This window comes from Pseudomonas sp. CLCA07 (assembly GCF_053615335.1).
In genome coordinates this window covers 379,310-402,704 of sequence record NZ_CM132131.1, presented here as the reverse complement: position 1 = coordinate 402,704, position 23,395 = coordinate 379,310, and the positions used below count along the sequence as shown (strand labels likewise).

17 protein-coding genes and 1 pseudogene are annotated in these 23,395 nt (G+C 57.7%); 6 read left to right on the top strand and 12 right to left on the bottom strand.

Annotated elements, in window-relative coordinates:
* The first annotated feature begins 157 nt into the window (after positions 1-157).
* Positions 158-1,375, top strand: coding sequence for a DUF3422 domain-containing protein (locus ACWGZX_RS01890; RefSeq protein ID WP_452627056.1), 1,218 nt, complete (start codon positions 158-160; stop codon positions 1,373-1,375).
* Positions 1,376-1,461: 86 nt separating this feature from the next.
* Here the strand turns inward: ACWGZX_RS01890 and ACWGZX_RS01885 are convergent, their stop codons facing one another.
* Together ACWGZX_RS01885 and ACWGZX_RS01880 are read right to left on the bottom strand one after the other, a co-directional pair.
* On the bottom strand, positions 1,462-1,947 hold the full coding sequence (locus ACWGZX_RS01885) for a MaoC family dehydratase (RefSeq protein ID WP_452627055.1): 486 nt from the start codon (positions 1,945-1,947) through the stop codon (positions 1,462-1,464).
* A gap of 65 nt (positions 1,948-2,012) precedes the next feature.
* Complete coding sequence (locus tag ACWGZX_RS01880) at positions 2,013-2,627, bottom strand: LysE family translocator (RefSeq protein ID WP_452627054.1); 615 nt, start codon at positions 2,625-2,627, stop codon at positions 2,013-2,015.
* Positions 2,628-2,807: 180 nt separating this feature from the next.
* Here ACWGZX_RS01880 and ACWGZX_RS01875 point away from each other — a divergent pair, with 180 nt between their 5' ends.
* The gene (locus ACWGZX_RS01875) at positions 2,808-3,260 is read left to right on the top strand and encodes an Lrp/AsnC family transcriptional regulator (RefSeq protein WP_452627053.1); all 453 of its coding nucleotides are present in this window, start codon (positions 2,808-2,810) and stop codon (positions 3,258-3,260) included.
* A 240-nt stretch (positions 3,261-3,500) separates the two neighbouring features.
* Here ACWGZX_RS01875 and ACWGZX_RS01870 read toward each other — a convergent pair whose 3' ends face one another.
* From ACWGZX_RS01870 to ACWGZX_RS01830, 9 genes and pseudogenes are all read right to left on the bottom strand, one after another.
* On the bottom strand, positions 3,501-5,159 hold the full coding sequence (locus tag ACWGZX_RS01870; RefSeq protein ID WP_452627052.1) for an arylsulfatase: 1,659 nt from the start codon (positions 5,157-5,159) through the stop codon (positions 3,501-3,503).
* 507 nt (positions 5,160-5,666) lie between these two features.
* Complete coding sequence (locus ACWGZX_RS01865; RefSeq protein WP_452627051.1) at positions 5,667-6,329, bottom strand: class I SAM-dependent methyltransferase; 663 nt, start codon at positions 6,327-6,329, stop codon at positions 5,667-5,669.
* Positions 6,330-6,525: 196 nt separating this feature from the next.
* A pseudogene (locus ACWGZX_RS01860) lies at positions 6,526-6,779 on the bottom strand (transposase domain-containing protein); the annotation flags it as partial.
* A gap of 211 nt (positions 6,780-6,990) precedes the next feature.
* Entirely contained in the window at positions 6,991-10,317 is a 3,327-nt protein-coding gene (locus ACWGZX_RS01855) for an Ig-like domain-containing protein (protein WP_452628950.1), read from the bottom strand.
* Between the two features lie 513 nt (positions 10,318-10,830).
* Complete coding sequence (locus ACWGZX_RS01850; RefSeq protein ID WP_452627050.1) at positions 10,831-11,883, bottom strand: alpha/beta hydrolase family protein; 1,053 nt, start codon at positions 11,881-11,883, stop codon at positions 10,831-10,833.
* Between the two features lie 628 nt (positions 11,884-12,511).
* The gene (locus tag ACWGZX_RS01845) at positions 12,512-14,548 is read right to left on the bottom strand and encodes an LTA synthase family protein (RefSeq protein ID WP_452627049.1); all 2,037 of its coding nucleotides are present in this window, start codon (positions 14,546-14,548) and stop codon (positions 12,512-12,514) included.
* A gap of 32 nt (positions 14,549-14,580) precedes the next feature.
* Positions 14,581-15,192 carry a hypothetical protein gene (locus tag ACWGZX_RS01840; protein ID WP_452627048.1) on the bottom strand — a complete coding sequence of 204 codons (612 nt, stop codon included), beginning with the start codon at positions 15,190-15,192 and terminating at the stop codon, positions 14,581-14,583.
* Positions 15,189-16,487 (bottom strand): sialidase family protein, encoded by a 1,299-nt coding sequence (locus tag ACWGZX_RS01835; RefSeq protein ID WP_452627047.1) that lies wholly within the window; start codon positions 16,485-16,487, stop codon positions 15,189-15,191. The genes ACWGZX_RS01840 and ACWGZX_RS01835 overlap by 4 nt, the downstream gene beginning before the upstream one ends.
* A 225-nt stretch (positions 16,488-16,712) precedes the next feature.
* A complete protein-coding gene (locus tag ACWGZX_RS01830) occupies positions 16,713-18,716 on the bottom strand; it encodes a DUF1302 domain-containing protein (protein WP_452627046.1) in 2,004 nt (667 codons plus the stop codon).
* A 258-nt stretch (positions 18,717-18,974) separates the two neighbouring features.
* On the opposite strand from ACWGZX_RS01830, the gene ACWGZX_RS01825 reads away from it, so the two are divergent.
* The 4 genes from ACWGZX_RS01825 (at position 18,975) to arsJ (ending at position 22,603) form a co-directional block, all read left to right on the top strand.
* On the top strand, positions 18,975-19,670 hold the full coding sequence (locus ACWGZX_RS01825; RefSeq protein WP_452628949.1) for a tRNA (adenine(22)-N(1))-methyltransferase: 696 nt from the start codon (positions 18,975-18,977) through the stop codon (positions 19,668-19,670).
* Positions 19,671-19,920: 250 nt separating this feature from the next.
* The gene (locus tag ACWGZX_RS01820) at positions 19,921-20,283 is read left to right on the top strand and encodes a metalloregulator ArsR/SmtB family transcription factor (protein WP_452627045.1); all 363 of its coding nucleotides are present in this window, start codon (positions 19,921-19,923) and stop codon (positions 20,281-20,283) included.
* A gap of 85 nt (positions 20,284-20,368) precedes the next feature.
* Positions 20,369-21,373, top strand: coding sequence for an ArsJ-associated glyceraldehyde-3-phosphate dehydrogenase (locus ACWGZX_RS01815; RefSeq protein ID WP_452627044.1), 1,005 nt, complete (start codon positions 20,369-20,371; stop codon positions 21,371-21,373).
* 9 nt (positions 21,374-21,382) lie between these two features.
* Positions 21,383-22,603, top strand: coding sequence for an organoarsenical effux MFS transporter ArsJ (gene arsJ / locus ACWGZX_RS01810; RefSeq protein WP_452627043.1), 1,221 nt, complete (start codon positions 21,383-21,385; stop codon positions 22,601-22,603).
* Positions 22,604-22,714: 111 nt separating this feature from the next.
* Here the strand turns inward: arsJ and ACWGZX_RS01805 are convergent, their stop codons facing one another.
* Positions 22,715-23,074 carry a DUF6124 family protein gene (locus ACWGZX_RS01805; protein ID WP_452627042.1) on the bottom strand — a complete coding sequence of 120 codons (360 nt, stop codon included), beginning with the start codon at positions 23,072-23,074 and terminating at the stop codon, positions 22,715-22,717.
* Positions 23,075-23,395 lie beyond the last annotated feature (321 nt).

Below are 23,395 nucleotides of genomic sequence, written 5' to 3'. Positions count from 1 at the left end.
ATACCGGTGGTCCTGGTTATCGGTGCGGCCATCGCCTGCTTTGTGAAGGGTTGGGACATTGATCCAACTGAGCAGCGCTTGATGGGGGATCCGGACTCGTTACTCGGGTGGGCATTAATCGTAAGCGCCAAAAACAACTCCAACATGGCCACACAACATGCACCCGTTACGACAAAGCCTGCACAACGAACTGCACGCGCGCCCGTCACTGTATTTCGATGAGCCGGCCCATGTGTTTCATCTGGCCTTCCTCGGCAGCGATCAGGAGTGCAATGCATTCCTTCAAAACTGCTGCCCTGGCTCCCTCGACCTGAATGCCGCCCAAGGCATTACTCAACTCGATGGCCATGCACTGAAATGGGAGCGCCATTCCGAGTTTTTCACCCTGACCCTGGTGGTCACTTCATCCTGCAATGACCTGTCCTGGACAATGCTGCCCGAGGTGCTGGCACGGAAGGTCGAAGGGCATTTGTCGACGCTCATCAACTCGGTGCAGATCGTAGTGCGTGGTGAAGCCGACCTGGATCTCTCCCGTTATGGTTTCAAGGACCCGAGCGGTTCTTGCGTGGGTGGTGGCGATGCGGTGGTCTGGAGCGATTTTCGTATCAGCGAGGATGGCAACAACCACCTGTTGTTCGTCAACCGGCGCCTGAACGCCTACCGCCAAGGTCGAATGATACGTCGCCTTCTGGAAATCGAGACCTACCGGATGATGGCCTCATTATCCTTGACCATGGCCAAGTCCTTGAGCGCGCAACTCGATGTTTTTGACAAGACCTTGGTCACGCTCTCCGAACGTAACGCCCATGCCGACGGTAATAATGCGAAAGCCCTGCTTGCAGATATTTCCAACCTGTCTGCCCAAGTGGTCAGCAGCACCGCGAAAACCCGCCACCGCTTCAGTGCCACTCAGGCCTATGCTCAACTGGTGTTTGAACGCTTGGGTGAATTGCGGGAAAGTCATGTGGGCGATTGCCAACGCCTTGGCGTGTTCATCGAACGCCGCTTCAAACCCACCGTCAGGTATTGCTCCGCCACCGAACAGCGGTTGGAGCACTTGGCCAAAAGCGTGGCCAACCTGGGCGATCTGTTACAAGCACGGGTCCAGGTAGAAATGGAAGAACAGAACTCGGAAATTCTCAAAAGCCTGAACGCCCGCGCCGATGCCCAGATCAAGATCCAGCGCGCAGTGGAAGGTCTGTCGATTATTGCAATTACCTACTACCTGATTAACCTGCTCAAACTTGGCTACTCGGGGCTGCACTTGCTCGGCGTTGCAGTGGCCCCGCGAGAGGCCATGCTGGCGATGACGCCGCTCGCGATCGGCATACTTGCGTTGATTGTGCTTCGTATCAAGAAAGTCAAAGAGCATTGAGGTGATGGCCCTGATGCTCATTTTTTTAACGGGGCGCGTGGTCTTGAACGACTGGGCATTTCTCAGCTGCCACCATTTCCAGGCAATCAACTCATGGATTCGGCAGCACCGTTGGTGGGATCCCCTTCAGACAGCATCTGCCTGAGGCATTCTCGCTCTTCAATTCCAGGCAGCACGCCAGAAGTCGTCGCTTCCAGCACCGTGATGCCTTCAGCATTCACAATCCTGACCTGGGCTTTTGCGTGACCGCGTTCATCGATGTCAGCGATGAGCCAGTGGCAGATGATCTGTTCACCCGGGTACACCGGTCGTTTGAACTCGAAACTCATCCCTGTCGCCAGCCAGCCGATTTGTCCGCCAATTTCGGTGACAAGGCTGGCGGTCAGCAGGCCATGGGCAATGGGTGCCTTGAATCTGCGCAACTGCGCATAACGTGCGTCGCAGTGAACCGGGTTGTAGTCGCGAGAAATCTGCGCGAATTGACGAATATCAACCTCTGAAAAACAGCGGACTATCGTGAACCGGTCTCCGATCTGGAGGCCTTCGGCAGCACGTTCTCTTGGACTCTTCATAAACGCTCCCGGGTGGTAAAAACATAGGTTAGTCGCTCATTGAGGTTGGCTCGCTGAAAAAAGAATCAACCCATCTGCTCGCTGAGCAGCACCACCGCGATGATGATCATGGCCGCTCCGGATAGACGGCTGACACCGCGAGCCGCCGCCGGACGTGCTTGCAGTACAGCCTGTGAACCAAATCCGACCAGCAGATAGATAACGCCGCAGCTGACGGTGTGGATGAGTCCCAGCGCAATCATCTGCATCGGCACAGGCCAGGCAGCAGCTGCATCGGTGAATTGAGGCAGTAGCGCGAGGAACAACAGAAACACTTTCGGATTCAGCCCACTCACGCAAAGCCCCTTGATCGCCCAGCGACTCCAGGAGCCCGACGCCTGTATGTCATCAGCGCGCGGTGTAGCGGGGCGGGCAAGCATGTTGATGCCCAGCCACAGCAGATAACCCGCTCCGGCAACGGTCAGTACTGACAAGGCTATGGGATGGTTAACAACCAGCGCGCCGGCACCACCGGCCACAATCACGGTTGCAATCAAATGACCGGACAAAAGCCCGCCCACGGCGGGTATGACGACTCGGCCTTTCAATCCCGCCGAAATTGCGTAGGCCCAATCTGCGCCCGGTGTGATGACGAACAGAATCGACACTGCCCAGAATGCGATGAAAACGCTGACGGTCATGGGGCTACCCATGCCTGCTGTTGCGATTTTGTGACCTGCATCGTCTTGCTCCTTGAATCAAAGGCCGCCTCTGGAAGAGGAATGCGGCATATATTAGTCAAGGGAAGAATAGTGAAATGTGGTTAGAATTAACTTTCAAAGATCATCATTTGCGTGCGCAGAATTGGGAGATTATTCCGAATGGACAGGATTGATCGCAAGATTCTTTCTGAGCTTCAAAAGGACGGTCGTCTTTCGGTGACCGAACTGGCTGAACGCGTGGGCCTGAGCCTTTCCCCTTGCCATCGACGGGTGCGGGCACTAGAGGAGTCGGGAGTGTTGCTCGGCTATAGAGCCCAGCTGGATCCCTGCGCATTGGGCTTTAACTTTTCCGCCATGGTGTTTGCCACGCTTCGCGAGGGGAATAGACAAGCTGTCGCTGCCTTCGAGGCGGCACTCATTGAAATCCCGCAGGTGGTCGATGCCCAGCGATTGTTTGGGGAGCCGGACTACCTGCTGCACGTCATTGCCGAGGATTTGCCGGCGTTCCAACGACTGTACGACGAGAGCCTATCGACACTGCCTAATGTGCAGCGCCTGACCTCAACCCTTGTCATGAAAAGGGTCATTCAGGACCGGCCGCTCCCGTTGTGATGGCAGGGCCGGGGCTTCTGGCTTTGCTTTTCATACAGAGTTTGCGTTGATACGGAATGCCCCGATCTGGCCGTTTTCTGCTTGTCGTGACCGGCTGGAAGCGACCCATTGCAGACATTCAGAAAACGGGATTTTATGTTTTGAGTCCTGAGTATCTAGAAAGCGCACTGGTCAGCCATTACGTTGAAAAGCTCGCAAAGTGGCGACCTCTAAAAAGGCCGCCGCTCATTGCCTGATTGCCTAATTACTGGTTGGCATCGGCAGGTTAATGCCCTCCTTCTGCAATTGCTCCCGAACCGATTGGAATTTCTGATACTGGGACAACTCGAGCGGCCCGTCATAGGTCATGCTTTGCATCTTGCGGGGGGGGTATTTGACATAGGTCTGCATAAGCTTGCCGATCGCCTGGCTGATCGGCACCATCACCCAGGTACGCTCGGTGAAGTTAGTCATGAAAATGTCATAGCGCTCTTGCGGGTCCTGCCACAAGTCAAAGACTTGCGGCACGGTGGCCACATATTTTGCTGCGCCTTTCCAGCCCAGGTTGGAGTCCACGGCCAGACCACCGGTTTGTGCGCCATCATCACCCCGCAGGTTGAACACGGCCTTGTAGTTTCCAACACGGGCCGCCCCCGGGGACAATTCGTTCTCGGTAAAGTAGAACCACTCCTTGCGCGGAGACGGGGCACTGCCGGTGAGTACTGGTGTCATGTCGTAACTGTCGAAGATGATTGGCTGACCCTCACGATCTTTCTCGGGCAACTTCACGCCAGCCACAGAGGCAAACGTCGCCATCAAATCCAGGCCACCGAGAATCTCGTGATTTTTCGTGTCCGGCTTGATTTTGTTCGGCCAGACGGCAATGGCCGGCACCCGGTTACCGCCCTCACGCACCGTGCCCTTGGTCCCACGGAATGGGGTGTAGCCGGCATCCGGATAAACATCCTGCCAGGCCCCATTGTCCGTGGTGTAAACCACCAGCGTGTTCTTGTCCATGCCCAGTGCCTTGAGCTTGTCCATGATGCGGCCGATGTGGGTATCGAGTTCGACTACCGAATCGGCGTACTTGGACTTGGACATGGACTTATGAATGAACTCCGGTGCTGGCAAGTTCGGCTGGTGCACTTTCATGAAGTTGACGTTGATGAAAAACGGCTTGTCCGATTTGGCCGCGGTGTCGAGAAATTCCAGTGCGGCTTTTTCGACATAGTTGTCAAAGAACGGAATGCCGACCACGCCGGGTTTGCCATCCACGACCGGCGTGTCCACGTATTGGCCGTTGATCTTGAATTCTTCGACCGGTTTTTCCCCGGCCTTGCCGGACAACGCACCCTTGGTCACCTTTTCAAACATCGCGCGGGTTTCCGGATCCATGTCGGGGAACCAGGTAGGGTCCGCGTAGGTGTAAGCATTGAGGTGGTACAGGCCGACGTATTTCATCACGTCATAACCTTGGGCATTGGGAAGGGCGTAGTCGGCTTCACCCAAATGCCATTTGCCGGTGAAATAGGTGTCGTAGCCACCGGTTTTCAGCACCGATGCCAGCGTCCATTCGGCGGCTGGCAAGCCACCGCCCTGACCCTGGAAGGCCACGGTGGTCATGCCGCTGCGATTGGGTATGCGCCCGGTTTGCATGGCTGCCCGGCCCGGCGTGCAGCTTGGTTGAGCATAGAAAGAGTAAAAAGTGACGCCTTCTGCCGCCAGCTCATCGATGCTGGGCGTCGGCATGCCCCGACCGATACCTCCGCCGTAGGGACCGAGGTCGCCGTAACCGGTGTCGTCGGAGACGATAAACAAAATATTGGTTTTTTCCGTTTGAGCGGCGTGGGCAAGACCGTTGAGCGCTAACAGTAACGAACAGGCAACATAGAGCTTGGAGCGATGTGAGGGCCTTTTCATAGTGGTTTTCCTTTATCGAGTGTCGATCCTTGTTGCTGCTACTCAAACACAAGTTCGCAACGACCAGAATCCTGGTGTGTTATCCCCCAACCCTGTCCATGGACAGTTCAAGGGGGTCAACTAACCCAGCGATAGAACTCCCATTACTACTCAAGGCGCCCGCAATAGCCTAGTACGGTTATTTTCATTGCGCGCGTTGCTGATGAGGAATTTCAACGTCGTTGGTCGATATCTGGAAAAGTGCAGAGCCGATCGTAAAACCCTGGAGGATTCGAGGTATAGACAATTTTTAAATGACTGCTGTTGGCCGATTTCTGCCTCTGATCAAGGGCAGCAGACGGCCCAAAACTGCCTGTTGCAGCGTCTAGAAAATCAGGTGCGACGTAAGCGGCCAGCCATCGCACCTTGCCGAACGGTTCCTTGCCAACCTTTATGCGGTTGCCTCGCCGATTGGCGAACAGATATGGCCAGGGGCGTCCATCCCATTGCTTACTGGGCTCTGGCAGATCAGAAGCGATCAGTATCAATACGTTCGAAGATCGCTAGATGCAGGGTATGTAACAGCGGAAATCGGGCGAAGTCTTTGACCAGACGAAAGCCTGCTAGCTGAAAGTAAAGGTCTATTTCGCGCAAAGAAGTTGAGTATTTCTCTGACTTTCGCCCGCCGCGTAGCTCACGTAGGCGACGTTTGAATGAGGTGACCGAAAACGGGCTGAAGTAGGAGAGCACAACATAGCAATCAGCAACGCGGCACAATTCGGAAATGACTTTTTGGCGAATACCTGGCTCTGGAAAGTGATGAAATAACCGGAAGCTAAGGACGGTATCGAAGCTGCGATCGGGCAGCGTCATCTGTTCGAGATCCTGCTTTTCTACCGTGCAGACAAGTCCTTGGGCGGCCAGGTTGGCCCGTGCGATTTCAAGCATCGACTCGGATAAGTCTGCGGCAATCACTGCGTAATTCTTGCGAGCTAGATGAGCGGTTACGCGGCCACCTCCGCAAGGTGCATCAAGTACCCGATGGGTGAGCGGGATGTAGGCAAACGCACGATCAATCAAGCGCATTTCCGCCGCATGCTTAGCGTCTGGACGTTGCTCTTCATAGCTACGAGCTGTCGACCCGTTGTACTTGCTTCTGCCGCGATACTGAAAGTTAGAGCTACTTTTCATTGTTTTAATCACTCTAAGCGACAAATGGAAGACGTTGTTAGGTTGATGCCGAGAAAATGAGTACTCTTTCTGGTACTGGTGGCATAGGGCAATGGACACAGTTCTGGTGCCTGGTTGCACTAACGGGTAATAGCCTGCAACACATTTCGATAAGCGTCGTATCGGTGTAAGCGTTCGACCAACTCACCTTGCGTGGTTAAGCGGATGCCCATCTATGCGGCAGTAACTCGGTAATCTCGCTCGCCCGCTGCGTCGGCAAGCGCATGAGAACGTCCTTTCAATAAGCATACGGATCATGCCCGTTGAGCCGCGCCGACTGGATCAGACTCATGATCGCAGCCGCACGCTTGCCGCTACTAGCGAGCCCGAAAATAGCCAGTTCGAGCGCCCAAGTGCCCACGGCCGGATTTGATTATCCACCCAGTTATTGTCGATGTGCATGGCACCGTCAGCGCTATCCAGCGTTTTAGGTTGAACGTCTCCTTTTGGTCGGTATCTGTCTTGGCGGGTCGTCCGCTTCTGGCCGTTTTCTGCCTGTCACGAAGGGCAGAAAACGACTGTGTATTCAACCGACGATGGAAACTTTAGCGCTGAGCTACTGCTTGACATGCCGGTCCTCTGGAGATTTGGCTGCCAAGCAATTTGCCGATTCAATCCCCCATCAACGCACCGAGACTGGTGCTGTTACCACCTTGCCAAGCGCAGACGTGACAGTGATGGTCGGGTTTGGCGCCGGCCCGGCACCGGCGGTCGCCACCAACACTCGCCACTTCGCACCCGTGCCGACTTGCGTGAGCGTGGCCTTGCCCAGGTTAAGCGGCCCGGCGGTAGTGGACGCGGTCACCGTCACGCTATTGCCGGTAAAACGCGTGGTGGTGCCGGAAATATCCCAGGTGTAGCGATTGTCGGTACGAACGGTGACGAAAGCGCTGGTGACCACCAGAGTCTCGTTGGCCGCTGCAGCGGTGACATTGACGGACACCGTCGCCGGGTCCGAGTTCGCGTCCTTGGCATCGCTGGCCCGATAGGTGAAGGTCGCGGTGAACGGTGCGGGGACGATGGCCGGTGGGGTGTAGATCACGCGCAGACCATCGGTGGCGACCACGCCCTTGCCGGAGTCCGGTTGCTCCAGACCCACCACTTTAAGTGGCACGTTACCGTCGGGGTCGCTGTCGTTGGCCAGCACGTTGATGGTCACCGGTTGGCCGGTGTTACTGATGGCGCTGTCTGGGTTGGCAATTGGTTTTTTGTTTTCGCCTTCGTTATTGTCACGTTTATCGCCAGTGCGGAAGGTCGGCAGCGCAGCGGAGTTGACGTAAGTGACGCCGTCCCAGCCGGGTATGGGCGTTGGCATCAACTGGAACTGGCCCGGATGCTCTACATCCCAGCGCAGCAGCATGGACGTGTCCTCGTGCTGGGTGTTGTGGCAGTGCTCCAAGTAGGTCCCGGCGAATTCGCGGAAGCGGATCGCTATGTCCACGTCCACCGAACTGTCGATGCCTTCGCCGATGAGATAGACGTCCTTGCGCGCCCACTTTTCCCATTCCGGCGGCGCCTTGCCGTCGCGGTTGAGGACGATGCCTTCTTCGAAATGCACATGCACCGGGTGGCTCCAGCCGTTGCCGCCGTTCCTGATTTTCCACACTTCCAGGGTGCCGTCGCCGGAGAACCCGGCAGGGGTCGGACCGTTGGCCAGTTGCGGAGCGGCGCTGATGATTCGAGGGTCCATTTGGAAGCCTAAACCTCCGTCGGTCTTGATCGTCCAGGGTTGTTCGTCGGTACCGTCGGAGCGGCCGAAGATGAACTCGCGATGCCGCGCCAGTTTCAGTTTGGCCTGCACCGCCGGGTCGTCGCGGTTGAGGGTCAGCGGAATCATGGTTTTACCCGCCGCCTTGCCCGGTTTGGCGGGTTCGAAGTCGGCGGGGTTCATGCTCACGTCCTGGCCGGAGTAAGGCTGGACCACCATCTGCATGAACTTGCCCACCACCGGGTCGCCGTTCTCCCATTGCAGCCCTTTGCTGCCCAGCTTGAGTACCGCCTTGTACTTGCCGGACAGGACATCGGCCAGGCTCAGCGGATTACTCTCCGGACCTTTACCGGTCTGATGCTCCATCAGGTTGACGAAGTACAGCTTGTCGCCGGTGTTGATCCCGTTTTTCGCGAAGTTGACGATGATGTCGAAACGCTCGGCGATGCCCTGGCTGGGTAGGATGGCGTTGTGGTCCTGCACATCGCCGTCGGCGTCCAGGTCCATGCTCCCATCGAACGGCACGGCGTGTTCCATGAGGTTGCCGTCGTTGGCGATCAAGTGGAACGGCACGCGGGTATAGGACAGGCCGGAACCTGTCGGGCCGGGGAATTCGCCACCGGTGCCGACGATTTCACGCACCAGCGCGATCCTGAAGAAGCGCGACACCGAGCCATTGAGGATGCGGAAGCGATAGCTGCGCGCGCGCACATTCAGGCGCGGCTGGTACTGCCAGTTGACCAGGATCTGATCGCCGAGAAAGCCATCGGTGTTGAACGGGTTGAACCACAACTGGCCATTGGCGTCCCAGGCCTTGTCGGCCACCACCAGGTTGACGTCATAGTCGCGGTTGCCCCAGGGCAATGCCGAACCGCTGGGCAGGCGCAGGTTGACGCCGTCTACAAACGCTTCGTTACCGCGATCCAGGGCGCTGTAGTAGTTCATCATCGTCGCGTTGCCCTTGTAGACGTTCTGTGCGGTGAAATCGAGCATGTGGTCGTGGAACCAGTGGGTGCTCATGGTTTCGCGCCAGTCGCCACGGATCTTGATGCTGCCGTTGTTGCAGGTCTTGAGGCCCGGAGTGGCATCGTTGACAAACAGGGTTTCACCCGGGGCGCAGGGGAACGCCGCGCGCGGATCCTGAGCGCTGGTGTTGATGGTGTCGTAACCGGCCAACTGGATCGGCCAGCGATAGTCGTAGTACTGTCCCGGAAAGAAAAACGCATTGGCAAAGCCATCGCTTTCGGCCGGGGAGTGGCCGTTGTGTTCGTGGGTGCTGAGGGTGTGCAGGCCGAAACCCATGTTGGCCGCGGGGTCGATCGGCAGGGCGTTGTAGTGACGCATCAGCACGGGCTGGCCGTACCGCACCATCAACAGTTTTGCCGGAAAGGTGCCGTCGAAGGTCCATAGCGCCTTGTGGTTTTGAATCGGCATGTTGGGGTGAAAACGGGTGTCGATGCCTTTGGTGGTGCCCGCTATGATCGGGGCGTCCGAGGTCTGGTTGTAGAGCCCGCCAGGCCCGAACTCACCGACGGCGTAGTTGTGCAACTGTCGGCGGTCGCGCATGCCGCCGTTGAGTTTGGCGCCCGCTTGAGCGGTCTTGAAGGCGACCTGTGGGTAGAACTCGTTCCAGCGCTGGTGCGACCAGCCTTTTCCTGGCGGACGACCTTCGGCCGGCGAGCCGACCGGGTGGCGGTTGAGGAAGGCTTCGATCTGCGCTTTCCAAGGGTTGCGGTCGAGCACGTTGGAAAACTGCGACGGAAACGGGTACAGCCCCGGCTGGCGCATGAAGGCTTCCAGCGCCGCGCTCGAAGGGCCGCTGCGAGCGATGCTGTTCGGGTCTTGCGTCGGCGCCGGGCCGGCGGTGGGCACCGGGAAGGTCAGTGGTGGCGCGGGCAGGGTCGGGTCGAGTTTTTCCGTGCCGAATTCTTCGAACAACAGCAGTTGCTGAGTGTACGGCTGAGCTCCGAACAATGGGCTGGGCTTGCCGTTGGTGGGGATTTTGAAGGATGTCTGCAGGTTTGGCGGCAGCACGTTGTCGGCCGTTGGCGTGGTGCGGGTGCCAAAAACGCCATTGGGCAGGGCGATGGCACCCTGGTTGGCGGGTGGCATGGCCCGTATGGCATCCAGCGCGGCCTTGGGGTCGGCCGGCGGGTTGGTAAACGCCGAGGGGTCCGTCGGTGGTGGCGGGCCGAAATCATCCAGCGGCGCGGCTTCTGCCGTGGCCAGGGTAAGGAGCATCGCACAAGACAGGTTTGATTTACGCAGCAAGCCGAAGGCGTCGCAAGATGGAGTCGTACGTGTCATTTTTCACCCCTCACCTGATGCCCCGTCGTCTCCATATTCGGGACGACAGCAGTTGCGTGTACAAGGGGAGGTGCAACTAATGAGCCATCACTAGGGCGAAGAAAAAATTCAAATTAACGAGCATGTTGTTCTGAGCGTTGCAGACGGAAGAAGCGGGGGGGGGGGGAATAGTCCTCTAATTAGGTGGTAAACACCCGGTTGGTTGGGTGAAGTACCCCATTTGTGGGGATAGTAGCGACCCTATTTCACCGGCCGCTGTTGGTCGGATCTGCTTACCCTAAGGCGACATGGATTTAACTGGTCGAGAAGGGCCGCTTTTGGCTGTGTAGCAGCTGTTCGCGACCGACCAGCGCTTATCCCTGGCCAACCGTTCTGACAGATTGCGCGGGCGCTGAAACTGCTCCAGCGTTTTTTTTGTTGAGCTGCGGCAACTCTCGTATCACGATTTTACAAACTGTCTTCTTTGTAGGTAGATGACTGAAGAAACTCTGCTATCAGCGATGTAATCTGCTGTTGGATCAGCCCACGCGTGCGAGCGCTGTCGCCATCCCGGCAAATGATGCCATCGCCTGGTACTTCTTCTTCTAGCATTACCTCCGCGCCAGGTTTGCACACCGACAAGAAGCTGAAATGGCTTGCGTCGCTGATTTCGACGTAACGGCTTGACGCCGGAGGCAGGCGTTTGGCCAGGTTGGCAGACTCCAACTCAGCGGGAAGCTCGCGCGACGGTACGCCGGCAGCGATCACCAGCGCTGGTACCGGCAGCGCGGCCAGGCTTTCATCGGTCAGGCCCCGTGAAAGGCCCAGGTCCAATGTAATCACAGCAGTGACGCGTTTATCGCGCCAATCGGCGGCCAGCGCGGCCTTTGATTCTGAGGTGCTTGCGGGGTTTATCTGTCCGTAAACGGTGCAACCGGATAACTGCGGGTGGGCTTTGCAGTCATGGGCGAAGAGGTCTGGATCGAAACGAGCACCGGCGATCTCCAGGGCGGTCAAGCCGCCGAGTGAATGGCCCGCTACTGCAATTCGGCCATTGGCGACCAGGCCAAATTTTTCAGGTTGAGTCGTGACCCTATCAATGGCTCGGCGCAGATCAACGGGCCGCTGCCATAACTGCGCAGCTGCTTGAGGGCTGCGGTCATGGGTCGTGGTACCAGGGTGATTGATTGCGGCGACGATGTAACCCTTTTGGGCCAAAGAACTGGCAAGCCAAATCTGGTTGCTCCAGTTCCCCCTGTAACCGTGGGATAGCACCAGCAATGGATGTTCGCCGGCAGCGGGCGGCGCGTCACGAACGGCAGAAGCACCGACAAACACCGCATCATCGGCGATCAGTAGCGTGGCTGCGGTAGTTGCACTGGGGTACCAGACGACCATCTCCAGTGCGCGGTCATTGTGCGAGTCCGCCAGTGTGGAAGAGTGGAAGCCGACAGCGTTCTCGTCAGCGAGTGCGATAGTAGTCAGCCAGGTCAACAACAGGGCGCCAAAAGCTATTTTCAATGTCGTTTCTTCCTTGATTAGACAAGTGCATGGCAACCTGAACCCGCCGTTAGGCGCATCCACCTTCGTAGGGAGTCGAAGCTAATGTGGCTGCATATAAGCATGGACATTAAAGCCCACATTCGAACCGCCGCGCATACTTTCATCGTTAACTCTGTTCGCGGTCTTTAGTGAGAAGGCTGAACGTCCCTCAAGTCGACAATCGCTGTCCAGCTACAGGATTGCAGCCTCACCTTTACCCAAGTGGATATTTTTGGGAGCTCTGTAGCCTTTTCGGGCACTCTTTACTTTGCGATTTCGCATGTGGATCAATACTACGAATCAGTGAAAGACAAGGTCGCCATTGCTTGGCTGCTTCAAAACATGCCCTATGGATCAAGGGAGTTCGGGTTCCGCGATTGCAATGGCTACTACCTTGCGTTCACGCAAATTTCGGCAGGTAGCAAAAATTCTGGCTGAGCATTCTGCTGCCTCACCATTGGCTTGCCACGATCTGAATCACTGCCGTTTAGCAGCCATTGTGAGTGGCGGTTTCCGGGTGTTAGCTGCCCGCTATTGAGGGTGAGTTTTAGATACTGGTATCTGGGGGAGGCCCGCGTCTATTTGCACTATAGACGCGGGAAAGCCGTTACTTGCGCACGTTCTGGTACAGCATCAATCGTGAGGTTTCATGCATGGCGCGGGTCAACTCTGACAGCCGCTTGAACTCTTCGGGGTGTTGCTCGGCGACGTTGTCCAGCGGCGTCGGTGAGGCCAGGTCATGGAGACTTGGCGAGCTGCCGTCGTGTTCCATCTGTACCAGGTAGTGTTGAGTCACGCCGGCAATCAGCGGGAATGTGCCTTCGCGCAATACCAATGGCACCACGCGTTCGCCTTCGGGCGCGGGCTGCTGAATATCACGGCCCATGCCGCTGTTGCGAAACTCAAGGCCGGCCATACCCGCCACGGTTGGCAGCAAGTCCACCAGGCCAACGGCTTCCTCGACCTTGCGCGTCCCGATCATGCCTGGCGCGTGGATGATCATCGGCACCGCGTTGCTTTCCAGACCCAGTTGCTCGTAGGCCGGTGCCAGGAAAGGGATCTGGGCGATACGGGTGTTGTGGTCGCCAAACAGCACGAATATGGTGTTTTCGTACCAGCCGCCGGCCTTGGCGATTTCCATCAAGCGTCCGATGTTGAAGTCCAGCAAGCGCACGGCGTTGTATTGCTCGACACTGCGCGAGCCTGCGGCCTGGACTTCCTCCAGGGTAGGGTGCTTGACCTCGAATCCGTCATTGGTCTTTGGAATCGTAAAGGGGCGATGGTTACCGGCCGTTTGCACATAGGCGAAGAACGGCTTGTCCTTGGGCAGCGTTTGGAGGATCTGGTCGGTTTCCTTGAACAGGTCCAGATCCGAGATCCCCCAGACATCCACCACTGGGGATTTCCAGTCTCGCTCATCGAACAGACGAACGCCGTCGATACTTTGCTTGATCAAGGCATTCATGTTGGCCCAACCGGAGTTGCCGCCAATGGTGTAGATCTTCTCGTAGCCGGTGAAGGCATTGACCAGCGTGTTTTGGTTGGTGATCAGTGGATTACGTGTCGCGGTTTCCTGTCGAGTAACGTCAGGCACCCCACTGATGCTGGCCCAGACGGTTTTTGCGGTCCCCGTCACTGGCACATAGAAGTGCTTGAAGAACCAGCTCTGCGTCGCCAGGCGATCAATATTGGGCGTTGGATTAATCGGGTTGCCATAGGCCCCGACGGCGCTGGTGCCCAGCGATTCAAGCATGATGAACATCACGTTCGGTGGCCGCGAGCCCGGTACTTTGTAGGGTTGTGGCGCCTGGTGGCGGACGAAGTCAAGGGTCTGCGGGTCGGGTTGGTCGACGCCCAGATAGTTGGCCATGACCGCGTAATGTTCGCGCACCTGCGCTTCGTCATAGCGCGACTGGCCGACCTTGACGGTGTCGTAGAGGAAAAGCACCGGGTTCAGGCCCAATGCGGCGACCTGGTTATTGCCCGAGAAAAACGCATCGCTCCAGCGCAGCGGTACAGGGTTTTCAATGTTCAAGTGTTCGACACGACCCAAAATACCCAGCAGCACCAGCACGACTATCAACGCACTGCCCCATGTCGCGGAGAACCGGTGAATGACTTTGCGGGGACGGTCCAGCGTGACGCGCTCCAGACGCACCAAGGCCAGTGTCACCAACGCGACTGTTGCCAGCCAACCCAGTGAAATCCAGATAACCGGGTAGGTTTGCCAGACCATATCACGGGATATTTGCGCATCGTCGATGAAGCGCAACACTGTGGCGTTGATCCTCACGCCGAGGTACGCGTAATGGCCAAAATCGATGATGTAGATCAGCAGCAGAGCGCTGAGGACGGCAACCAGATACACCCGAGCGATGCAGCGAACGAGGCGGCTGCTGATCAGGTTCCAGCGAGGGGTCCAGGCCAACAACGCCAACGGCAGCATGACCAGAATGGCCAGGCGCAAGTCGAAACGAAAGCCGATGCCCAGGGTTGTCAGGACGGCATTGTCGTCGCTCAGGGCTTTGGCGTCGAAACCGGAAAAGCCGAAAAAGAACACCACCCGCAGCAGTGCAAACAGCACAAACGCGATCGCTGTTGCGCCCAGCCAGTAATGCAAACGTCTCGATTTCAGCCAACCCATCGAAGTTTCCCTATTAAAAATGTCGTTAAATTTCAAACGGATTTGTTTCGCATTGGTCTGCGCAACGTGATGAACCGGCGATACGCCCAGCGTGTCGCCAGCACCAGCACTGCCAGGCAGCAATACAGGCCCAGCAGCGGATCAATCAAGTAATCCCAATAGTTGTGGGAAGGTTTGATCCCGGCGATGAAGGCCAGGGTCGCGCTGGTCAACAACACGACGGCCAGGTAATTGCGCAGGTAAAACAGGCTCAAGGTCAGTAGTGCGACGACAAACAACAGGGGGCGCGGGCTGAAACCCCGCCGGTAAGGGTCCAGATCACTCAAGCCCAGGGTTGCCGGGTACAGCACCAGGGCCATCGCGGCGAAGAGGATCAATACGCCGATGTGACTCTGCTGCGCAGGCGGCAACACTCCCAGCCGACGCAAACAGCCCCACCCCATGAACACCAATGAGGTGATCGCAAGGTCATCAATATAGCTGCGCAAGTAAGCGGCCAGCGACACCTCGCCCAGCTGTATGAAGCTGGCGGCCAGCAATGCCAGCAACAGCGCGATGCGCCAGCCCCTGTTCAGACCAAAAGCCGGCAGTATCAGGAAGATGATCATCGCGAAGCTGGCATGGGCTTGCCACAGACTAATCATTTGAGACGCTCGGACAGCCAGGCCTCGTTGAAGGAGACGTGTTTGATGAAAGTGTTGTTCCAGGTATAAACCAAGTGATACATCCCGTCGGGACTGCGGATGAAGTACGGGTATTCATATTCAAACTCACACCCTTCGCTTTTACAGACGCGTTTGTCGAGGTTGTCGAGGAATTGCGCCTCCAGCGGTTGGCGGAGTTCGCCGCTGGAATCGCGGAACTCTTTCCCGATGATTTCCTTGTAGGCGAGGGGTGAAAACGGATCACCCTCGGGATCCGGTGATTTGTCCAGATCGTGCACCAAGCGCCAATCGTCCATTTTCGCATCGGTAAGATAAAGGCTCAGCTTGAAGCGCCCCTCTTGCAGGTCATTGAGCGCTACCAGCAACCCGTGTTCGGGCGTCGCAACGGCCGCCAGCGAGGAATTGGGGTTCGAAGGATCGAGCGGATAAGGTTCGCTCCAGGTTTGCCCGGCATCCTCGGTGCGGCTCGCCAGGACTCGGTGGTGGGTGTCGCCGGCATAGCGCAACATCGCGATACCGCGCTGACCGTCCAGCGGAACGACCGCGGGTTGCAAGGAATTATTGCCGTGGCTGATGCGGTATTTATCGATCACTTCACCGTCTGCGCTCAAGTACAGGTACTCGGCAAACTTGCCCAGAAACTCGTGGTAGACCGGCAAGCCGATGGAGCCGTCGACATGGAACACCGGTGCCGACCGGACCAGGGTGCTGATGTTCAGAAAGGGTGAAGTGATCAATTGGCGCGGTGCCGACCAATTCACACCAAAGTCGTCTGAAACCATCACATTGACCGCGCTACCGGCCCAGCCGCCCATGGATACGGAGACGTAGAACAGCCACAGGCGATTGTCCGGCGCCAGTGCAACGACCGGGTTGCCGAGTTTTCGGATGTATTTTCGAGTGCTTTGCTGGGTTGATTCCCGGGTCGCCATGACCTGTTCCTCCCCCCACTCGCCGGTGCTCACGTTGAAACGGGCGGAGCGCACCTGCACATCGGCTGCGCCTTCGCGAGTGCCGGCGAACCAGACCGCCATCAGGCTACCGTCAGGCAAGGCCGTTACCGCCGAGGAATGCACGAAGTCCACCAGCCCGGAGGAGGCGAAACGGCTGGTATAAATGGGCTTGGCGGCTTCATCCGCCTCAGGCAAAACCGGACTTATCAGGGCAAAGGAAGAATGCTTGGGGGCAGGGTGGGTGAACCATGCGCCCGCAAAGAGGCAAGCCAGGGCAAGGTAAACACCGATGGCAGGAATGCTGGGGAGCTTTATGCGCATAACGAAGGCTTTGGCCTCTCATGGCCCGATAAAGCGCACAAGCTAACACTCGGTAGTACAAGATCGGACTTTATGAGTTTCTATTGTGTAAGCAGGTATTTATAGCGCTACTGCGCTGTCTGCGAGTAAAGACTGATTGAGTCGCTGACACTACCGGGTTAGATGGTTTTCGCCTCGGTCCAGGATACTCGTCAGCCATCTTCACCGCTGGTCGCAAAGCTGGCCTCAAAAGGTGGTTTTCATCGTCAGGTACACGGCGCCACGGTCCTCAATCGTTGCACCAACACCGGAGAAGGACGAGTAGCCACCGGCGAAACAGGCGTAGTTTTCGTTGCCGCTAAAGGCGTTCGGCGTAGAGCCATCGCCACCGGTCGGGCCGGTACTCACACCACTGACATTGCACTTGTCGGTTTGGCCGAAGGCGTCCACGTACTTCAGGTCGACAAAGTATTTGTTGTACACAATGGCACCGACGCCCAACGCGTAGTTGCCGGTGTCCTTGGCACCGCCACCGGACACCGGTGACACGCCTGCGAGGCCGACGTTGACGGACACCGGCGCGTTGAGGTCAACACCGGGGAACACCTGGAACCAGGTCGGTGTGAAGTTGACCGCGACGCCCCAGTTGTCCCGGGTCGGCTGGTCGATGCCGCGATAGGTGCCTTTGCCCTTGTAGAGCGCTTCGTTCTTGTCATCGAGCTTGAGCAGGTTGCTGTAGTACAACTCGGCCAGCAGGGAAGCCGAATCGAACAGTGGCGTTTTCGGCAGGGGCAACAGACCGTTCAGCGTCCAGTGCAGGGTGTCGCCGGTGGCGCTCAGGCTGTCGCCGCGGCTCGGGGTGTCGTAGATCACACCCGTGGAAGCCGTGCGCGCCGGCAACAGGCCGAGGCCTTGGCCCAGGCCCAGCGGGCTGGTGGTGCTGACGATGGCCGGGATACTGGCCAGCGGCATGTTGTGACGGATGTTCAGGTCCGAACCCACACTCACAACGCCGACATCCTTGGACAGACTCAGGCCGAAAATCTGAATGTTGTCGGCATAGGCCAGTTGATAGGTGGCGGTGCTCAACGAGTTGAGCGTGTTGACCACCGCTGGCACTTGCCCGGCTGGCCGGGTGCCGTTCGGGTTGGCCGAGGAGATGCCTCTGGCATCCAGCCAGGCTTGCGGCAGGATGTCCGAGGTTTCGCGGTAGTAGACGCCGAGCGTCCCGTCCAGCCAGGCCGGCGACCACTTGGCCATCACGCCCCAGTCACCGCTGTTATGCGGATCCAGGTCATGACCACGACGCACGTTGGTGAACGCGTCGCACGGTGCCAGGCCACAACCCAGCGGGCTGTCCGGAACCACGGCGTTGGTGTTGCCCAACAGGAACGATTTGGCGCCAAAGCCCACCAGATCGGAACCACCGTAGTAGGTGCCCGCTTCAGGCAGGCGAGCGGCGTCCCAATCCAGGAAGTACTGCGCACCCACGGTCAACTCGGGGTTAACGGTGAACGACATCGACAACTGGTTACGCGGAACGAACAGCTCCTTGGTTTCCGTACCCGGCGACGCCGCCAGTTTGGCCAGGTCGAGGCCGGACTGGCCGTAGCTGATCGAGTGCACCGGGTTGAGAATGGTCTCGCCCCAGAACACGTTGTGCTGACCGGCCTTGGCGCTGAACAAAGACTCTTCGCCCACTTCAGTGCTGTAGAACACGAACGCATCGAGAATTTCGCCAGACGGACCGGTGTAATAACGCTGGGCGTAGTTGCTCAGGTGCGGGCTGCCAAAGCCGACGTTGTCGTTGGTGACGCCGGCCAGGCGTGGGTCGTTAGCGACCAGACCAGACCGTGAGTCATTGCCGTTGACGAACGGGTTGGAGTTGGAACCGGTGTTTTCATACGCCTTGTCGTACCAGCTGGCAGCACTGACACGAAAGCCCATGGCGTTTTTGTAGACCACGTCCATCTCGGTCAACAGGTCGACACGGTTGGTGATGTTGGTTCCGGACTTGCGGAAGTTGTAGTCGCCATCGTTGTTGTTTGGCGTCCCCAACATGCGCTTGTCGGCGCTTTCGGTGCGCACACCGTAGTTGTACCTGACGGTGTTATCGATACGCGCGGTCCAGTCCGGATTGCCCGTATCCAGTTCAACCGCCTGGGCGGTCGGCATGGAAGCCGCCAGGATGGCCGAAGCCAGCAAGGTGTAGCGCGAAACCGTGAACCCTTGACGCTTATTGTTGGGCATTACGTGTCCCCGCCTGCTTTTATTTTTTACAAGCGTAGCGGCATTCCCGCACTTCCTTGTTCCACGGACTTTTCTTGATGACGTTTTTTACCGGGTAAACTGGTTCGCCACGCGTGAAGAAATCGCTCGTGCCTGGCTTGAGCGAAGTTAAAGGCGTGGCCTTGGTCGCAGGGATTTGAAATGCACGGCGTTGCTCGGCAGAATCGCGTCCCGATCTGGCCTAAGGTGCCGGACGTTCGTGGTGAAAAGGAACTGCAGTTGAACGAACAGACATTGTCCATGCGCCTGGAACGCGTGGCGGCGCATGTGCCAGCAGATGCGCGCCTGGCCGATATCGGCTCGGATCACGGCTACCTGCCGGTGGCGTTGATGCGCCGGGGCGCCATCGTGGCGGCGGTGGCCGGCGAGGTGGCATTGACGCCGTTCCGCTCGGCTGAACGCACCGTGCGCGAGAACGACCTCGACCAGCGAATCACCGTGCGCCTGGCCAATGGCCTGGCGGCGATCGAACCGGGAGACTGGATCACGGCGATCAGCATCTGTGGCATGGGCGGCGAGACAATTCGCGACATCCTCGACAGCGGCAAGGCGCGGCTGAGTGGCCAGGAGCGCCTGATCCTGCAGCCCAACGGCGGCGAGCAGCCACTGCGCCAATGGTTGATGGACAATGGCTACCGCATCCTCTGCGAGGAAGTGCTGCGGGAAAACCGTTTCGACTACGAAATCATCGTCGCCGAGCGCGACGGGCCAATGGTGTACACCGCCGAGGAGCTGTATTTCGGCCCGCTGCAGATGCAGGCACGCAGCCCGGCGTTCCTGGTCAAGTGGCAGCGGATGCTGCGCGAGAAACAGAAGACCCTGAACAGCTTTGCCCGGGCTCGGCAGGCTGTGCCCGAGGAGACGGTGCAGGACATCGCCCGGCAAGCCCGGTGGATCACCGAACTGCTGGCTTGATCCCGCCCAAGTGTCCGGGTACTGATGCCGAAATTCAGAGCTTTTATTGACGGGGAGGCAGCGGAGTCCAATCGCTTTGATGGATTGATCTGAAGTTGACTATTTACCTTATATACGGGAAATCATATATTCGTTAGCCCGTATATGAACTGAGACTTCACCCTGACCAGCAAAGCCCGTGTCCTTTTGCTGGTGAGCGTTTCGATCAGGTCATCACTCTCTTGGTCAAAAACAAACACTGAGACACGATATGGCTGACCCTCTGACACCGACCACTGTTTTTAAATGCCTGGCTGACGACACTCGGGTCCGCACGATGATGCTCATCACCCGTGAAGGAGAGCTATGTGTTTGCGAGCTGACTTGCGCGTTGAATGAGAGTCAGCCAAAAGTCTCCAGACACCTCGCGCAGTTGCGCAGTTGCGGTTTGCTGTCGGACCGTCGGCAAGGCCAATGGGTGTATTACCGATTGCACCCAAATCTCGCTGATTGGGTCCATCAAGTGCTGACCACTGTGCTCGAAAGCAACCAGCATTGGTTGAGCCCTGACGCCAAACGCCTTGAAGAAATGGGTGACCGTCCTGAACGGGCACTGGCCTGCTGCGAAAGCTGAATCGCCGATTCCGCCTCATCGAGTAGATCGGCCAGTTCGACACCCGGTCGAATTTCCACTGACATCAGATACAGAGCACAACAACATGACTATCAAAGTTGGCATCAATGGTTTTGGCCGGATCGGTCGCCTCGCTTTGCGAGCAGCCTGGAGCTGGCCGGAGTTTGAGTTCGTGCAGATCAACGACCCAGCTGGGGACGCGGCGACTCATGCGCACCTGCTGAACTTCGACTCAGTGCATGGTCGTTGGAATTACCAGGCCGATTCCGAGGGCGACAGCATCGTCATCGACGGCAAACGAATCAAGGTAACGGGCAACACGGCAATTGGCGCCACCGATTGGTCGGGCTGTGATCTGGTGATTGAAGCCAGCGGCAAGATGAAGACCGTCGCCGTGCTTCAGGCTTACCTCGACCAAGGCGTGAAGCGTGTGGTGGTCAGCGCCCCGGTGAAGGAAAAAGGCGCGTTGAACATTGTCATGGGCGTCAATCATCAACTGTTCAATGCGGCGCAACATCGCATCGTCACGGCGGCGTCATGCACCACCAATTGCCTCGCTCCAGTCGTTAAGGTGATCCACGAAAAGCTGGGAATTCGTCACGGCTCGATCACTACTATTCACGACCTGACCAACACCCAGAGCATCCTCGATCAGCCGCACAAGGATCTGCGCCGTGCGCGTGCTTCGGGTATGAGCCTGATTCCAACCAGTACCGGCTCGGCTACCGCCATCGCTGAAATCTTTCCGGAATTGCGCGGACGCCTGAATGGTCACGCCGTTCGCGTGCCGCTGGCCAACGCTTCGCTGACTGACTGTGTCTTTGAAGTCGAGCGGGCCACCACTGTCGAAGAGGTCAATCAGTTCCTCAAGGACGCTTCCGAGAACGAGCTCAAAGACATTCTCGGATTCGAGGAGCGTCCACTGGTGTCCATCGACTACCGTACCGACCCGCGTTCATCGATTATCGATGCGCTGTCGACCATGGTCATCAATGGCACTCAGGTCAAACTCTATGCCTGGTACGACAACGAATGGGGCTATGCCAATCGCACCGTCGAACTGGCCAAGATGGTCGGTCTAGCGGTCTAAGGAGCGGCAATGAAAGCGTTGTCAGCCCTCGCGCCGCAAGTGCGGCAGTACCTGCTCGTCACGGGCAACTACTGGGCCTTCACCCTCACCGACGGCGCCTTGCGCATGTTGGTGGTGCTGCACTTTCACGCGTTGGGCTACAGCCCGCTTCAAATCGCGGCGTTGTTTCTGTTCTACGAACTCTTTGGCGTGATCACCAACCTGGTGGGTGGCTACCTCGGCGCCCGGCTGGGTCTGAACCGAACCATGAACATCGGGCTGGGCATCCAGGTTGCGGCGCTGCTGATGCTGACGGTTCCGGTGGCCTGGCTAACCATTCCATGGGTGATGGGGGCTCAAGCGCTGTCGGGGATTGCCAAAGACCTGAACAAGATGAGCGCGAAAAGCTCCATCAAGCTTCTGGTTCCGGATGGGCAGCAGGGCAAGCTCTACCAGTGGGTGGCGATCCTCACCGGTTCGAAGAACGCACTCAAGGGTGTCGGCTTTTTTCTGGGTGGCGCCTTGCTGGCATTGATTGGCTTCAAAAGCGCCTTGCTGGCCATGGCGGGTGGCCTGGGTCTGATCTGGATCAGCAGCTTGATCTTGTTGAAGAAGGACCTGGGCAAAGCGAAAGCCAAGCCGAAGTTTCGCGACATCCTGTCCAAGAGTCGGGCGATCAATATCCTCTCCGCGGCGCGGATGTTCCTGTTCGGTGCCCGTGATGTCTGGTTCGTGGTGGCATTGCCGGTGTACCTGAGCAGTGTCTTCGGCTGGGACTTCTGGAAGGTTGGCGGGTTTCTTGCGGTCTGGGTGATTGGCTACGGCATCGTGCAGTCTTTCGCGCCCAACATCACCGGAAAGAAGCGTGGGCACGTACCGGATGGTCGTGCAGCGTTTCTTTGGGCGCTTGCACTGGCGGGCCTGCCTGCGGCCATTGCTCTCGGGCTGAACACCGGCCTGTCGCAACAGGCAGTGCTGCTGGGTGGACTGATGGTTTTTGGCGTGCTGTTCGCGGTGAATTCTTCGCTGCACAGCTACCTGATCGTGTCTTACGCCAAGGAAGACGGCGTGTCGCTGGATGTGGGGTTTTATTACATGTCGAACGCCTTGGGGCGGTTGATAGGTACGGTGCTTTCCGGCTGGGTTTACCAGGTGTCTGGGCTGGTGGCGTGCTTATGGATATCAAGTGCATTCGTGCTGCTTGCAGCTTTGATTTCAATGGCATTGCCCCGTCACGCGCTGAGTGAATAACTGTTTTGGGCGATAGCAGACACTCTCCCCAGTTGGGCTTCGCAGCAGCCCCAAAAAGAGACCAACTGCAAAGCCCCGCGTCACTTACCTGCTTATCAAAGCAGACCGCAACTAAGCAGGTATATCAATTTTATCCAGCACCCGGTTAGCCGTGATCTCCGCCACCATGATGCTGTTTGAAATGCCCAGCAACGCGTAGCGCGCCTCACCTTCCAGATGGTCCACCAACTGATGGACCATCACATCGACCGACGCCAGCGTTTCGACCAAAAACACCACCAGGGTTTCGTTGGTCGCCTCTTGGTCCACGGCAAACAATTTGCTGGGTGTACGCGCGGTGGCTTTGATGTCAGCTTTCGACGGGAAGTGGAAGTCGAGGGCGCGTTCGGCGGCCTCGTTGAGTTTGTTTGAATCGGGTTCGTATGGGGAGACCGGATCGGTGTCCGGTGGGTTTGGTGTGACCTTGAACATTTCTTAGGTTCCTTATGGTGTGCCAACCCTCCTGCTGCTAAACGAAGAGGGAGGCAGCTGCACGCAGGTTAGCAGACCGGGGAAACCTAAGAAGCCGGCGCGCCCAAGGGCGCCCTGCGAACAGCTACCATCAAAATGCAGGCGCAAAACCTGACTGATAGACGCGTCGTATATCTTAGGTTATCCACGGGCTGCTATTCCCGATCACTGATGAGCAGTGACGGGAATCAAGTTACCGAGCGGGCCCAAGACGCACAAGACGGCGGATTCTGGCGTAACGGTAGGCAACGGCGCAAGGTCTTGTAGCTTTCAGGACGTAAC